Genomic DNA, 14,917 nt, shown 5'->3' with positions numbered 1-14,917 from the left:
GTCAGGCTTCTCCGTCGGGCCAGGGCAGGTGGCTGGCGGGCGGCAGCCGCCGGGCCAGCGGGCGCCGTGCGAGGTGGTTCAGGGCCTCCTGCAGCTGGACCTCCGGGGCATCGGGACACAGCGGATCCGAGGGCGTCAGCTCGATGACCTCCAGGGTCCGCGCCAGCACCCGGCGGGCCGCATCGCCATGCACCCCGGCGGCGCCGGTATGCTTGGAGAGCTTGTCGCCGTCGCCGCCCACCAGCACCGGGTGGTGGGCATGCTCCGGCGGGGCCAGCCCCAGCGCCGCATACAGCTGCAGCTGGCGTGCGGTGGACCCGAGAAGGTCGATGCCGCGCACCACGTCGGTCACGCCCAGTTCGTGATCGTCGATCACGGTCGCCAGCTGATAGGCATGCAGCCCGCCGGCACGGCGGATCACGAAATCGCCGCCCAGGGCCTCCAGATCCAGGCACAGGGTGCCCTGGAAGCGGTCCTCCACGGTCCAGCGACGGGTTACGGCGCGGGCACGCACCGAGCGCCCCTCGCGTCCCGGGGGCAGTCCCGGGCGGCAGGTGCCCGGATAGACCGGGCCTTCCCAGCCGCAGATCCCGGCGGCCCGGATCTCGCGCCGGGTGCAGGCGCAGGCAAAGGCGTGACCGGATTGCAGCAGCCGGTCGACGGCCGCGGCGTAGGCCTCGTCCCGGTTCGACTGGCGGGTGAGCGGGCCGTCCCAGCCCAGGCCGAGGACATCGAGGGTGGCGAGGATCGCATCCTCGGCACCGGCCCGGACGCGCGGGAGGTCGATGTCATCGATGCGCAGGTGCCAGCGCCCGCCGACCGCGCGGGCGTCCAGCCAGGAGATCACGGCGGCGAGTACGGAACCGGCATGCAGGGGGCCCGAGGGCGTGGGCGCGAAGCGGCCGACGTACGGGCGGTCGGGCGCGGATGACATGCCGGGCGGGCAGGGGGACGGGGGTGCGACCCGGTGCGGGTCGCACCGGGACCCGTCACGCCATCTGCTTTTCCTTGATCTCGGCCAGCTGCTTGCAGTCGATGCACAGCGTAGCCGTGGGGCGGGCCTCCAGCCGACGGATGCCGATCTCCACGCCGCAGGCCTCGCAGTAGCCGTAATCGCCGCTCTCGATCGAGCGCAGGGCCTCGTCGATCTTCTTGCTCAGCTTGCGTTCGCGATCGCGTTCGCGCAGTTCGAGGCCGAACTCTTCTTCCTGGGTGGCGCGGTCCGCCGGATCGGCGAAGTTGGCCGCGTCCTGGCGCATGTGGCCCACCGTGCGATCTACTTCCTGCGCGAGCTCTTCGCGCCAGGCCTCCAGAAGCTGGCGGAAATGCTCGAGCTGGTCCGGATTCATGTACTCTTCGTCCGGCTTCGGCTCGTAGGGCGCGATGCCTCCGGCGACCATGTGTTTCGTGGACGGCTTGGCGTTGGCGTCTTCAGCCATGCTGGGTGTTCTCCGGCTCGAAATGAAGGCGCACTTAGTACCAGAGAAGGGGGGCACGAGCAAGTGATGTGCCATCGTTTCATCCCATTAACATGTTCTGATTCACGTGCGGAGGCGGTTATTTCATGGCATCCCTGCAGGCTTTGATCTTCGATGTCGACGGCACCCTGGCCGACACCGAGCGCGACGGCCACCGGGTGGCCTTCAACCGGGCCTTTGCCGAGGCCGGACTGGACTGGGAATGGAGCGTGGAGCGCTATGGCGAGCTGCTGCGGGTGACCGGCGGCAAGGAACGCATCCGCCAGTACCTGACGGAAGACCACCCCCGAGTGCTGGAGGAATCGGGCATCGATGACCGCATCCGGACCCTGCACGAGGCCAAGACCCGCCACTACGTGGCGCTGCTGGAGGGCGGCGCGATCCCGCTGCGCCCGGGGGTGGAGCGCCTGCTGGACGAGGCCGCCGCGGCCGGTCTGCGCCTGGCGATCGCGACCACCACCACGCCGGCGAACGTGACCGCGCTGCTGCGCGCGACCCTGGGCGAGGAGGGGCCGGGGCGCTTCGAGGTGATCGCCGCCGGCGACATCGTGCCGGCGAAGAAGCCGGCCCCGGACATCTACACTCATGCGCTGGCGGAGATGGGCCTGACGGCCGCGGAGGCGCTGGCGCTGGAGGATTCGGACAACGGCGTGCGCTCGGCCCGTGATGCCGGGCTGGAGGTGGTGGTCACCACCAACGATTACACCCGTGATCAGTATTTCAGCGGAGCGCTGGCGGTACTGGACGGCTTTGGCGAACCGGGCGCCCCGGCGCGGTCACTGGCCGGGGCCGAGCTGCCCGGCGACGTGGTGGACGTCGCCACCCTGTGCCGCTGGTTCGACCACGCCCGGCCGTGAAATCGGCCGGAGGGCCGGCCTCCTACCGGGGGCTGGGTGCGGCCCGTAGGAGGCCAGCCTCTGGCCGATCCGGCGCAGGAGCCGATCCGGCGCGGGGGATTGTCCGGACGCACCATCGGCCGGAGGGCCGGTGTCCTGCCGGTGGCAGGGTGCGGCCCGTAGGAGGCCAGCCTCTGGCCGATCCGGCGCAGGAGCCGACCCGGCGCAGGGGATTGCCCGGACGCACAATCGGCCGGAGGGCCGGCCTCCCACCGGGGGGCAGGGTGCGGCCCGTAGGAGGCCAGCCTCTGGCCGATCCGGCGCAGGAGCCGACCCGGCCCTAGCCGGCGGAAGGACCGGGTTCCGCCGCGGCGTCTTCGGCGGGTTCGGGGCCGCTCTCCATGGCCGCATCGATCCAGTTCTTGACCGCGATCAGCAGGCCCATGGCGAGGAAGGCCCCAGGTGGCAGCAGCGCCAGCAGGAAGCCGTGTTCCTCGGGGAAGAACTCGATCCGCAGGGCATGCCCCCATTCGCCCAGCAGCAGGTGAAAATCGGCGAACAGCGTGCCCTGACCCAGCAGCTCGCGCAGCGCGCCCAGCGCGATCAGCACGCCGGTGAAGCCCAGCCCCATCATCAGCCCGTCCAGCGCGGCGCGCGGGACCGAGTTGCGCGAGGCGAAGGCCTCGGCGCGGCCGATGATCGCGCAGTTGGTCACGATCAGCGGGATGAAGATCCCGAGGATCAGGAACAGGCCGTGGAACCAGGCGTTCATGGCCAGTTCGATCGCGGTCACGATGGAGGCGATGATCAGCACGTAGACCGGGATGCGGATCTCCGAGCGCACGTGTTCGCGGATCAGCGACACGATCACGTTGGAGAGCAGCAGGGTCAGGGTGGTGGCGATGCCCAGCCCCACGGCGTTGACCACCGTGCCGGAGATCGCCAGCAGCGGGCACAGCCCCAGCAGCTGCACCAGGCCCGGATTGTTGTGCCACAGACCGTCACGGATGATGTCGGCGGGCGTGCTCATGGCGTTGTCTCCTGATCATCGTCGGGCGTGAGCGGTTCGGTCACGGCCGCTCCCTCGCCGGGTTCGGTCGCCAGCAGTTCCTCGCGATGGGCTTCAAAGTACTCCAGGGACCGGCGCACCGCATGCACCACCGCGCGCGGGGTGATGGTGGCGCCGGTGAACTGGTCGAAGGCGCCGCCGTCGCGGCGCACCGTCCATTCGTCGGCCGGCGGATCCCCCAGGCGGCGGCCCTCGAAGTCGTGGATCCAGTCCGAGCGCCCGGCCTCGATGGCATCGCCCAGGCCCGGCGTCTCGCGGTGTTCCGAGACCCGCACGCCCAGCAGTTCGCCCTCGCGGTCGATGCCCACCAGCAGGTGGATATCGCCGCTGTAGCCATCCGGCGCAATCGCCGAGACCACCACGCCGATCACGTTATCGTCGGCGTCGCGCGCGAACCAGGCCGGCAGGTTTGCGCCCCCGAGGTCTTCGTGACTCAGGGGCGTGGTGTCGGTCACCGGCTCGTTCACGTAGTCCAGCTCGCCCAGCAGGTCGGCGATGCGCTGGCGATTGACCTCCATCCGGTTGGCCTCGATGCGCGCCTCGGTCCCGCTCTGCACCAGCGCGACCAGACCGGTACCGGCCCCGGCGAAGGCGGCCAGCAGCGCGGTGGTGATCGCGATGTCGCGCGGCTTGAGCCCGGTCACGGCCCGGCCCCCGGGGGTGGCCCGTTACCGCGCGAATGGCCGTAGATGCGCGGCCGGGTGAAGTGGTCCAGGGTGGGTGCGACCATGTTCATCAGCAGCACCGCGAAGGCCACCGCGTCGGGGTAGCCGCCCCAGGTGCGGATCACGTAGATCAGCAGGCCGATGCCGGCGCCGTAGAGGATGCGCCCCAGCTTGGTGGTGGCCGCCGAGACCGGATCGGTGGCGATGAAGAACGCCCCCAGGATCACCGCGCCACTGAACACGTGGAACGCCGGCGAGGCATGGGCATCGGGATCCAGGATCCAGAAGAACCCGGCGGGGATGGCCACGCCGAGGATCACCGCCAGCGGGATCTCCCAGCGGATCACGCGGCGGAACAGCAGGTACAGCCCGCCCAGCAGGAAGAAATTGCCGATCCATTCCCAGCCGGTCTCGGTGAAGCTGCCGAACACCGGGCTGGCGGTCACCTCGGAGACCGTGCGCCCGGACACCAGTCCCTCGCGCAGGGCGTCCAGCGGCGTGGCGCGGGAGACCGTATCCCAGTCCATGCCGGCCGGCAGGCTGCCGGTGAGTACCGTCTGCACGCTCTGCCAGAGCCCCAGCGGCATCTGCGGCAGGGTGTCCGGGGCCGGCCACAGCGCCATCTCGCGCGGGAACGAGACCAGCACCACCACATAGCCGACCATCGCCGGGTTGAACGGGTTGTAGCCCAGTCCGCCGTACAGGTGCTTGGCGACCACGATGGCGAAGGCGATGCCGATCAGGGTGACCCAGAACGGCGCCAGCGGCGGGATGGCCAGGGCGAACAGCCAGCCGGTCACGATCGCCGAGTTGTCGGCCAGGGTGGGCCCCACCGGGCGCCGGCGCAGCGCGACCATGGCCGCCTCCAGCGCCACCGCGAAGCCCACCGCCAGGGCGACGTTGATCAGCACGCCCCAGCCGAAGAACCAGGTCATGGCGAGGGTGCCGGGGATCAGGGCCAGCAGGACCTGCTGCATCACCCCGCCGACCGAGTGGCGCGGGATGATGTGCGGTGAGGATTCGGTGCGAAAGCGCATCAGCGTCCGTGCTCCTGACTGTCATCCGTGGCGTTCGTGGTGTCCGCCGGACCCGTGTCTTCGGAGCGGCCGGGCTCGCCGGGGGTGTCGGAGTGGTTCCCGGAGTGGCCCTCGGGAGCATCCCCGGTGGAACCGTCGGAAGAATCGTTGGCGTCCGCCTGGCCCTTGCGCGCCGCCTTGCGTGCGCGCGAGCGTTCCAGCGCGGCCTGGATGGCCGCCTGCTTGTCGTCGTCCTGGCCTTCCTTGTTCTTCACCGCGGCCTTTTTCTTCGCCAGTTTCTCGGCCTTTTCGCGTTCCTCGCGTTCCAGCCGGGCCTGACGGAACTCGTAACGCTCGCGCGCCACGTCCGACTTCTGGCGCTCCTTCTCGCGGGTCCAGATCTCGTGCTTGGCGTAGCGGTAGTACTGCACCAGCGGGATATTGCTGGGGCAGACATGCGCGCAGCAGCCGCATTCGATGCAGTCGAACAGGCCGTAGTCCTGGATGGCGTCGAAGTCCTTGGCCTTCGCCTGCCAGTACAGCTGCTGTGGCAGCAGCCGGGCGGGGCACACCGCCGCGCATTCGCCGCAGCGGATGCAGGGCATGCGCGGGCCCGGGGAGGGCGTGTCCTGCGGGCGTGTGGCCAGCAGGCAGTTGGTGCCCTTGATCACCGGCAGCGCGTCGTCGTGCACCGCGAAACCCATCATCGGCCCGCCCATCACCAGGCGGTCGACCTCGGCGTCGTAGCCGCCGGTGGCCGCGACCAGGTCGGCGAACGGCGTGCCGATCAGGGCGTTGACGTTGCGCGGCCTGTGCACCCCGGGGCCGGTGACGGTGACCATGCGCGAGACCAGCGGCCGGCCCTGGATCACCGCGTCGCAGATCGCGCGGAAGGTCCCCGGGTTGTGACAGACCATGCCCAGGTCGGCGGGCAGCCCGCCGCTGGGAACTTCGCGGCCGGTCAGGACCTGGATCAGCTGGCGCTCCCCCCCGGTGGGATAGACGGCGGGAATGGAGACCAGCTCGAGGCGGTCGGCCAGTTCCGCCGGCGCATTCTCGGTGAGGGCGCGCATGGCCTCCGGCATGCTGTCTTCCACTGCGAACAGGATGCGCTCCACGCCCAGCAGGTGGGCGACGATGCGGATGCCCTCGAAGACCGCCTCGGGCGCGGTGCGCATCAGCATGTCGTCGGCGCTGATCCAGGGTTCGCACTCGGCGCCGTTGACGATCAGGGTGTGGATGTTCTGGCCGGCACGCGGGTTGAGCTTGACCGCGGTGGGGAACGCCGCCCCGCCCAGGCCCACCACGCCCGCCTCGCGGATGCGCTCGCGCAGCCGGCGGCTGTCGCGGGTGTCCCAGTCCAGCCATGGCTCCATGCGGGTGTCGCCCCATTCGTCGCGGCCGTCCGCGCGGATCACCACGCAGGGGGCGGACAGGCCCGAGGGGTGCGGGACCGGGTACTCGCCGATGTCTTCCACCACGCCCGAGGTGGGGGCGTGCACGTGTGCGGCGATGTAGCCGGCGGCCTGGCCGATGCGCTGGCCCTTGGTCACGCGGTCGCCGACCTGCACGCAGGGCTCGGTGGGATCGCCGATGTGCTGGCACAGCGGGACCGTGAGGCGTTCGGGTACGCCCGTGGTCAGCACCGGCTCGGCGGTGCTCGCTTCCGTGTTGTCGGCCAGTTTCAGGCCGCCATGAAAACGGTGCAGCTGCATGGTTGCGGTATCAGGCGGAGGCCCGCGGTTCGTCACGCGGCCGTTCGATGGGCGAGGGTTCGGGTTCCGACCAGCCCCATTCGCTGATGTCGGTCTCCACCGGCACCATGTCGATGCAGTCCACGGGGCAGGGTTCGATGCACAGCTCGCAGCCGGTGCATTCTTCCTCGATAACGGTGTGCATCTGCTTGGCCGCGCCGACGATCGCATCCACCGGGCAGGCCTGGATGCACAGGGTGCAGCCGATGCACAGGTTCTCGTCGATGACCGCGACGCTCTTTTCCTGTTCTTCCTCTTCCAGTGCCTTGGGGTCGCGGTCGAGCAGATCGGCCAGGGCCTCCACCGTGGCCTGTCCCCCGGGCGGGCAGCGGTTGATGTCGGCCTCGCCGGCGGCGATGGCCTCGGCGTAGGGGCGGCAGCCGGGGTAGGAGCACTGCCCGCACTGGGTCTGCGGCAGCAGCGCGTCGATCTGGTCCACCACCGGGTTGCTCTCCACGCGGAAGCGCTGCGCGGCATAGCCGAGCACCAGGCCGAACAGGGCGGCCAGCGCGGTGATGGCGAGTATGGCGATCAGGATGTCCATGTCAGGTGGTTACCAGCCCGGAGAAGCCCATGAAGCCCAGCGACATCAGGCCCGCGGTGATCATCGCGATCGCACTGCCGCGAAACGCCACCGGCACATCGGCCACCGCGATGCGTTCGCGGATCGCCGAGAACAGGATCAGCACCAGCGAGAAGCCGACCGCCGCGCCGAGGCCGTACAGCGCCGACTCGACGAAGTTGTGCGCCTCCTGCACGTTCAGCAGGGCCACGCCCAGCACCGCGCAGTTGGTGGTGATCAGCGGCAGGAAGATCCCCAGCACGTTGTACAGCAGCGGCGAGGTCTTGCGCACCACCAGCTCGGTGAACTGGACCACGGCCGCGATCACCAGGATGAACGCGATGGTGCGCAGATATTCCAGGTCCAGCGGGGCGAGGACGAATTCGTTGATGACGTAGGAGGCCACCGCCGACAGCGTCAGCACGAAGGTCGTGGCCAGGCCCATGCCGGTGGCCGTCTCGACCTTGCGCGAGACCCCCATGAACGGACACAGCCCCAGGAATTTCACCAGGACAAAGTTGTTCACCAGGATCGTGCTGATGAGGATCAGGACGTATTCCAAGTCGGCTCCTGCCCGCAATTTCCGAGTAACAGGGTCAACAACATAGTATCGACCCCCGTGGATGGCACCTCAACCCTGCCCCGGCCACGGTCATGGCCAGGTGGTCAGGCGGCGGTTCCCCAGCGTTCGGCCAGGGCGTTCAGGCTCAGGGCAGGGTGCGGCTCCCCGTCCGGATCCGCCCGCCCGGCGTCGGGCTCCGGCGCCGGGCGGGCGGTCCGGAGCCAGCCCTGGCGCGCGGCATCCAGCTGCCGGCGGTCCGGCGACAGCACGAGAACCTCGTCCGCCTGCAGCCCGGTCTCGGCGACCAGGCGCCCGAAGCTGCCGGCGTCGCGGCGTCCGCCCAGGCGGGTGTCGAAGAAACCCGCCAGGCGGGCCTCGAAGTTGCGGTCCGGGCCACGCCGCAGCCACTCGCGCTGGGTGGTCACCGGCGTGGCGCCAAAGCTGTACAGCGCGATGTCGGCCCGTGCCAGTCGCGTCAGCGCCGCCACCGTATCCGCGTCCAGCTCGGGGCGCAGGCCGCCCTGTTCCAGCACCTCCGTCCAGATCAGGCCTTGCAGCTGGCGCAGCGGGCTGATGTCCTGCCCTGCGCGCATCCAGGTGTCGATGCGCACGCGCAGCTCGGCCTCGTCCAGCTCGCGCCCGGCATAGGCCCGCAGGTCGGCGAGGGTGCGCTTCACCAGCGGGTCGTCGGCGCGCTGTTCCAGGAACGGGCCCAGCTCCTCGCGGGCGCGGGGCTCCAGCGTGGCCGGCAGCACGTCGACCGGGGCCAGCACGCCCTCGAAGGCGAGCACCACCGCGCGCGGCGCGGGATGCGCGGGTTCGGTGCGGATCGCCTGCGTGTTCATGGGTGCAGCTGACGCGCGAGGATCTCGCATTCGAACAGGAATTCGAAGGCCTCGACCCGCTGGATCGCGGTCTCCACCGTGTGGCTCCAGGTGTACAGGCCGTGGCCGGCGATCAGGTAGCCCGCCAGGTCCGGCTGCTGGCTCATGCGGGCGTCCACCTGCGCGGCCAGTTGCTGCACGTTGGGGTCGTTGGCGAACACCGGGATGTCGATGCCGTCGGCGGGGTTTTCCACCACCGGCAGCTCGCGCAGGACCTCGTAGTCGCTCAGGTGGAATCCGCCCGGGAGCTGGCGCGAGAGCACCGTCGCGTTGGCCGAGTGGGTGTGCAGGACCGCACCCAGATCCTTGTCGCGGCGATACATGATGATGTGCAGGAAGGTCTCCGGCGAGGGCGTGCGTTCGGCCGGCGACAGCAGGTTGCCGTCGAGATCGACGATGATGAAGTCGTTCTCGTCGAGCATGTCCTTCTGGCGTCCGGGGGCGGAGACCACGATGTGGCGGTCGTCCAGGCGCGCGGAAAAGTGGCCAGCGCGGGCCGGCAGCCAGCCGCGGGCCGCGAGACGCGCGCCGGCGTCGGCGAGCAGGCTCACCTGGGCCTTGAATTCGAGACTGTTTTCCATGCGTCCCTTGTTGGCAAAAGGCGGTCAGCTTACGCGAGCACCGGATGCAAATCCATGATCGGCGTCAGCGGCAGGCGCGACTACTTGATGCGCATGCCCGGCCGGGCCCCGTCGTCGGGGCTCAGGATCCACAGCTCCTCGCCCCCGGGACCGGCGGCCAGCACCATCCCTTCGGAGACGCCGAAACGCATCTTGCGCGGGGCGAGGTTGGCGACCATCACGGTGTGGCGGCCGACCAGGTCCTCGGGGGCATAGGCCGACTTGATGCCGGCGAAGACCTGGCGGCGTTCGCTGCCGATGTTGAGTTCCAGGCGCAGCAGCTTGTCCGCGCCCTCCACGTGTTCCGCGACCTCGATGCGGGCGACCCGCAGGTCGACCCGGGCGAAGGTGTCGAAGTCGATGGTGTCGGCGATCGGGTCCACCGCCGGGTCGGGTTTCGCATCCCCGCTCGCCCCGTTCGCCTCGGCATCGCTGCCACTCAGCGACGCCTTCGAGGCCTCCAGCAGGCCTTCCACCGTGCTCCCCTCGATGCGCGTCATCAGCGGCTTGAAGCGGTCGATCCGGCCGCCGGTCAGGGGGCGCGTGCGTGCCGCCCAGGAGAGGTCGTCCTCGCGCAGGAAGGCCGCCGCTTCGTTCGCCAGCTTCGGCAGCACCGGTGCGAGATAGATGATCAGGATGCGGAACAGGTCCAGCCCCTGGGTGTTGATGGCCTGCACCTCGGCCTCGCGCCCCGCCTCCTTCGCCAGCACCCAGGGCCGGGCCTCGTCGATGTACTGGTTGGCCTGGTCGGCCAGCGCCATGATGCGGCGCATGGCCTGGGCGAATTCGCGGTTTTCGTAGGCCGCGGCGATCGCCTCGCCCTCGTCGACGAATGCCTGGTGCAGGTCGGGGCGCGGCAGTTCGGCGGCCAGCTGGCCGTCGAAGCGCTTGGTGATGAAGCCGGCGCAGCGGCTGGCGATGTTGACCACCTTGCCGACCAGGTCGGAGTTTACCCGCTGGATGAAGTCGTCAAGATTGAGGTCGAGGTCGTCGACCCCGGCGCCCAGCTTGGCGGCGAGGTAGTAGCGCAGGGCCTCGGGGTTCAGATGGTCGAGGTAGTCGCGGGCGCGGATGAAGGTCCCGCGCGACTTCGACATCTTCGCGCCGTTGACGGTCAGGAAGCCGTGGCAGAACACCGCCGAGGGCGTGCGATAGCCCGCACCGTGCAGCATGGCCGGCCAGAACAGGGTATGGAAGTAGGCGATGTCCTTGCCGATGAAATGGTACAGCTCGGCATCGGAATCCGGCCGCCACCAGGCGTCGAAGTCCTCGCCGTGTTCGCGCGCCCAGGCGCGAAAGCTCGCCATGTAGCCGATGGGCGCATCCAGCCACACGTAGAAGTACTTGCCCGGCGCCTCGGGGATCTCGAAGCCGAAGTAGGGCTCGTCGCGGGAGATGTCCCAGTCGCTCAGCCCGGCCTCGAACCATTCCTCCAGCTTGTTGCGGATCGCGCCCTGCAGGCGTCCGGAGCCCGTCCATTCGCGCAGGAAGGCCTCGAAGTCGGCCAGGCGGAAGAAGTAGTGTTCCGACTCGCGCGACTCGGGCGCGACGCCACTGATGGCCGACACCGGTTCCTGCAGCTCCATCGGGCTGTAGGTCGCGCCGCAGGCCTCGCAGGAGTCGCCGTACTGCTCCTCGGCCCCGCATTTCGGGCAGCGGCCCTTCACGAAGCGGTCGGGCAGGAACATCCCGGCCTCGGGGTCATAGGCCTGGTCGATGGTGCGGGTCTCGATGTGCCCGGCGTCGCGCAGGGCGCGGTAGATCTCGCCGGCCAGTTCGCGGTTCTCTGCCGAATGCGTGGAATGGTAGTGGTCGAAGCCGATGTGGAACTCGGCGAAATCCGCCTCGTGCTCCTCGCGGACGCGCTCGATCAGGGTCTCGGGTTCGATGCCCTCGGCGCGCGCCTTGAGCATGATGGGCGTGCCATGGGCATCGTCCGCGCAGACGTACACCACCTCGTGGCCGCGGGCGCGCTGGAAACGGACCCAGATGTCGGTCTGGATGTACTCCACCAGATGGCCCAGGTGGATCGGCCCGTTGGCATACGGCAGGGCGCTGGTGACGAGGATCTTGCGCGGCGTGTCGGTCATGGGCCTCGGGATCTGTGGTGTCGGGTCGCGGGTGTCCGGCCACGGGCAGTGCGGCCGGCGGGTGATCCGGAAACGGATATTGTCCGGTGTGGCCGGCGGGATGTCGAGCCGCCGGAACGGACGAGGAGGCCGGGTTAATCCATTTCCCGGTGCCGGTCAAGCCGGCCGTTGTCCACAGAACCTGTGGACAACTCTGTGGGAAAAACCGTGGCAGGCGAGCCAAACCCTTGTCAGTGCGTGGCTTGCATCAGATTGGGCAAATATTAACCACTCTGAATAAAATCCTTTCGAAACAGAAACTTGCAATTTTTCCGCGTGTCGTCCCCGGCCGTGATGCGTGCCCGGCTGCCGACTCTGCCCGGGGCGTGCCGGTCTGTGCAAAACCGCGCAGGATACAGTGTGTCAGCGGGCGGCACGGACCTCGCGGATTTCGTCACGCTGCAGCCGAATCACGATGAACCCGCCATGCAGTCGCTGGCGCAGGCGCAGGTGATCGTCGCCCGCCTCCAGCAGTCGGCCCGGGCGACGGTGCCCGCGTTCGGTAATCACGATGGCGTATCGGTCGATATGCCCCGGCAGGGCTTCCCAGGCGAGGGTTCCGCCCGTCGGGGCGCCCGGTGCGAGCGCGGTTTCAGTCCCGGAATCGGGTGCGGATGCGGTGGCGCGCTCGGGCTCGCGGTCGCGCGCTGCCTCCATGTCCGGAGAGTCGCCCCCCGTGTCCGGCTCCGTCGCGTCGGGCAGGCCGACGAAATCCCCGGCGTGCAGGACCACGGGCCCGATGCGCTCGCCGTTGATCGCGAGGCGCAGATCCACGCGGTCGAGGAGTTCTATCGGCGAATCCAGACCGCGTGCCCGCCGCAGCGGATCGCGCACGCGACCCGCCTGCAGCTCGATCGAGTCCGGCTGCGCGACGAATTCGCGATAGCCGCGCGTCAGGGCCGGCCCCGGCTGCAATCCGGCATCGGCCCATGTCTGCAGCCATTCGCCCATGTGGTGTTCGCGCCAGGACTCCGCCTGCAGGCCGGATTCGCGGAGGCAGAAGTCCTGCAGGGAGGTGTAATAGCCCGCATCGCGGTATTCGAGGCCGAACTCGCGCATGGGCGCTTCCAGCAGCGCCGGGACGAAGCGTTCCAGGTCGCGCGAACCGGCGCGGGGCTCGAACTCCACCCGGCCGTGGAAGCCGCCGAGGGCGCCGGCCTGGTATGCCCCGCGCAGCTCCAGCCGCTCGCCACTGCCTTCAATGCGATAGGACAGCGCGAGGTCCACGGGCGCCCGCGCCATGCCAAGACGGTCAAGCACCTGCCCGGGCCCGGCGTCCGCCAGGGCACTGCAGCCGGCGGTGTCCAGGCGGGTGACAAAACGGGCCAGGGGGGCATCCGCGTTGGCGCGCGACCATGTCGCGGGGACCCGCAGCTGGTGCACGGAGGCGCCGAGGGCTCGCGGCAGGCGGTCGCGCTCCAGGGTGCGGCGCAGGCGCAGAAGCTCCGGGATGCCGTCCGTCTCGACGCTGATGCGCTCGGCCCGCAGCCGCCCGGGGAGGGCGTGCGGGTCGAAGCGCACGCCGTCGACGTGCAGGTGGCCGTTCAGGCCGATGCGCACCCCGGAATAGTCCAGCTCGCCCAGCGGGCGCAGTTCCGCCGCGAACTCGTCGAGGCTGCGCTCGATCTGACCGATTTCGTACTGGTGATACCCCAGTCCCGCGACCACCAGGACCGCACCGCCGATCGCCACTTCCTTGAGCATGATTTTGTCCGGACCCTTCCCGCTGGATACGCGTCGCGCAAGTCTTCACATTACGGGCTTCGACCGGGCGATGCACGGCGCGGCATGCACGGCGGGCGGGTTCTGTCGGCCGGGTCACATTGCCGGAGCTATCGGGTGACGGGTGTCAAGCCCCGTGACTGTCCACAGAACCTGTGGATAACTCTGTGGGAAAACCCGTGGCATTTGTCCGCAAGCCTTGTCAGACGGGGCTTTGCCTCAGATTGGTCAAAAAACGACCAACTTTTTAAAAACGATTCATAAACAGGGACTTGAAAAAGTTTTGTCGAGTGTCTTTCCGGCTGTTTTCGCTATCCTGTCCCGCCGGGGTGGCCGATCGCCGCGGATGTGCACAAATCGGACAATCTGTCGGGCTGGGGCCTTGACAGGCCTCCTCTCGGCCCGGATCCGGGGACGCCGAAAGTCGGCCGTGGCGTGCAGTCATTGGCGTCCCGGTCTGCGGGCAGTAGAATCGCGCGATCACACTCCCAATCAACGGAAACCGGGCAACCATGGCTGAACTCTCGCGCGAGCAGATCGAATCCGCCCTGAAGCAGGTGCAGGACAAGTACCTCGAAACCGACCTGGTGTCCGCCAACCAGGTGAAGGATATCCGCATCGACGGCTCGCGGGTCGCGGTGGACATCGAGCTGGGTTATGCCGCTTCCGGCTACCACGACGAACTGCAAGCCGCGGTGGAGCAGGCGGTGCGCGGCGTCGCCGGGGACGCGGCGGTCGAGGTGAATGTCGGCTGCAAGGTCCTGACCCACGCGGTGCAGAAGAGCCTCAAGCCGATGTCCGGGATCAAGAACATCATCGCCGTGGCCTCGGGCAAGGGCGGGGTGGGCAAGTCCACCACCGCGGTCAACCTGGCCCTGGGCATGGCGGCCGAGGGTGCGCGTGTCGGCATCCTCGACGCCGACATTTATGGCCCCTCCCAGCCGCGCATGCTGGGGATCAAGGACAAGCCGGAGTCGAAGGACGGCAAGCACATGGAACCGCTGGAGCGCCACGGCGTGCAGGCGATGTCCATCGGCTTCCTGATCGACGAGGACACGCCGATGATCTGGCGCGGGCCGATGGTGACCCAGGCGCTGGAACAGCTGATCAACGAGACCAACTGGAAGGACCTGGACTACCTGGTCATCGACCTGCCGCCGGGCACCGGCGACATTCAGCTGACGCTGTCGCAGAAGATCCCGGTCTCCGGCTCGGTGATCGTGACCACGCCGCAGGACATCGCCCTGCTGGACGCGCGCAAGGGCCTGCAAATGTTCGAGAAGGTCGAGGTGCCGGTGCTCGGGATCATCGAGAACATGAGCATCCACATCTGTTCGAAATGCGGTAACGAGGAGTACATCTTCGGCCAGGGCGGCGCGGAGAACATGTCGGAGGAATACGGCGTGGACCTGCTGGGCGCGCTGCCGCTGGACATCCGCATCCGCGAGCAGGCCGATGGCGGCGAACCGACCGTGATCGCCGACCCCGATGGTCGCATCACCGAGATCTACCGCGAGATCGCGCGGCGCACCGGCGCCCGGCTGGCGGAACAGGCGCGGGACTACAGCAGCAAGTTCCCCAACATCGTCATCCAGAACAACTGATGACGGCGGGCGATCA

General features: G+C 68.9%; 14 protein-coding genes. 2 read left to right on the top strand and 12 right to left on the bottom strand.

Annotation, left to right across the window (positions count from 1 at the left end):
• Position 1: 1 nt before the first annotated feature.
• Both gluQRS and dksA read right to left on the bottom strand, forming a co-directional pair.
• A complete protein-coding gene (gene gluQRS / locus F573_RS0100715) occupies positions 2-934 on the bottom strand; it encodes a tRNA glutamyl-Q(34) synthetase GluQRS (protein WP_019021080.1) in 933 nt (310 codons plus the stop codon).
• Between the two features lie 55 nt (positions 935-989).
• On the bottom strand, positions 990-1,439 hold the full coding sequence (dksA, locus tag F573_RS0100710; protein WP_018870927.1) for an RNA polymerase-binding protein DksA: 450 nt from the start codon (positions 1,437-1,439) through the stop codon (positions 990-992).
• Between the two features lie 125 nt (positions 1,440-1,564).
• Between dksA and F573_RS0100705 the strand changes: the two genes are divergently transcribed.
• Positions 1,565-2,335, top strand: a complete 771-nt coding sequence (locus F573_RS0100705) for an HAD family hydrolase (protein WP_019021079.1) — start codon at positions 1,565-1,567, stop codon at positions 2,333-2,335.
• 319 nt (positions 2,336-2,654) lie between these two features.
• Here the strand turns inward: F573_RS0100705 and F573_RS0100700 are convergent, their stop codons facing one another.
• The 10 genes from F573_RS0100700 to F573_RS0100655 form a co-directional block, all read right to left on the bottom strand.
• Complete coding sequence (locus tag F573_RS0100700) at positions 2,655-3,344, bottom strand: electron transport complex subunit E (RefSeq protein WP_018871170.1); 690 nt, start codon at positions 3,342-3,344, stop codon at positions 2,655-2,657.
• Positions 3,341-4,027, bottom strand: a complete 687-nt coding sequence (gene rsxG, locus F573_RS0100695) for an electron transport complex subunit RsxG (RefSeq protein WP_019021078.1) — start codon at positions 4,025-4,027, stop codon at positions 3,341-3,343. The genes F573_RS0100700 and rsxG overlap by 4 nt, the downstream gene beginning before the upstream one ends.
• Positions 4,024-5,085: an electron transport complex subunit RsxD gene (gene rsxD, locus F573_RS0100690; RefSeq protein WP_019021077.1), complete on the bottom strand. Its 1,062-nt coding sequence runs from the start codon at positions 5,083-5,085 to the stop codon at positions 4,024-4,026. The genes rsxG and rsxD overlap by 4 nt, the downstream gene beginning before the upstream one ends.
• Positions 5,085-6,779, bottom strand: a complete 1,695-nt coding sequence (gene rsxC, locus F573_RS0100685) for an electron transport complex subunit RsxC (protein WP_019021076.1) — start codon at positions 6,777-6,779, stop codon at positions 5,085-5,087. Before rsxC ends, rsxD begins: the two co-directional genes overlap by 1 nt.
• 10 nt (positions 6,780-6,789) lie before the next feature.
• Positions 6,790-7,362, bottom strand: coding sequence for an electron transport complex subunit RsxB (rsxB, locus tag F573_RS0100680; RefSeq protein WP_019021075.1), 573 nt, complete (start codon positions 7,360-7,362; stop codon positions 6,790-6,792).
• Position 7,363: 1 nt separating this feature from the next.
• Positions 7,364-7,942, bottom strand: a complete 579-nt coding sequence (gene rsxA / locus F573_RS0100675; RefSeq protein WP_019021074.1) for an electron transport complex subunit RsxA — start codon at positions 7,940-7,942, stop codon at positions 7,364-7,366.
• A gap of 104 nt (positions 7,943-8,046) precedes the next feature.
• Positions 8,047-8,787, bottom strand: coding sequence for a hypothetical protein (locus F573_RS0100670; RefSeq protein ID WP_019021073.1), 741 nt, complete (start codon positions 8,785-8,787; stop codon positions 8,047-8,049).
• Positions 8,784-9,407: a methylthioribulose 1-phosphate dehydratase gene (gene mtnB, locus F573_RS0100665; RefSeq protein WP_019021072.1), complete on the bottom strand. Its 624-nt coding sequence runs from the start codon at positions 9,405-9,407 to the stop codon at positions 8,784-8,786. Before mtnB ends, F573_RS0100670 begins: the two co-directional genes overlap by 4 nt.
• 80 nt (positions 9,408-9,487) lie before the next feature.
• A complete protein-coding gene (metG, locus tag F573_RS0100660) occupies positions 9,488-11,536 on the bottom strand; it encodes a methionine--tRNA ligase (RefSeq protein WP_019021071.1) in 2,049 nt (682 codons plus the stop codon).
• A gap of 402 nt (positions 11,537-11,938) precedes the next feature.
• Positions 11,939-13,279: a hypothetical protein gene (locus F573_RS0100655; RefSeq protein WP_019021070.1), complete on the bottom strand. Its 1,341-nt coding sequence runs from the start codon at positions 13,277-13,279 to the stop codon at positions 11,939-11,941.
• 530 nt (positions 13,280-13,809) lie between these two features.
• Here F573_RS0100655 and apbC point away from each other — a divergent pair.
• Positions 13,810-14,901, top strand: a complete 1,092-nt coding sequence (apbC, locus tag F573_RS0100650; protein ID WP_018871180.1) for an iron-sulfur cluster carrier protein ApbC — start codon at positions 13,810-13,812, stop codon at positions 14,899-14,901.
• Positions 14,902-14,917 lie beyond the last annotated feature (16 nt).

It is taken from the genome of Thioalkalivibrio sp. ALE23, from assembly GCF_000378545.1.
Lineage (GTDB): Bacteria > Pseudomonadota > Gammaproteobacteria > Ectothiorhodospirales > Ectothiorhodospiraceae > Thioalkalivibrio.
The sequence above is the reverse complement of the archived record's forward strand: the minus strand, read 5'-3'. Positions and strand labels throughout refer to the sequence as shown.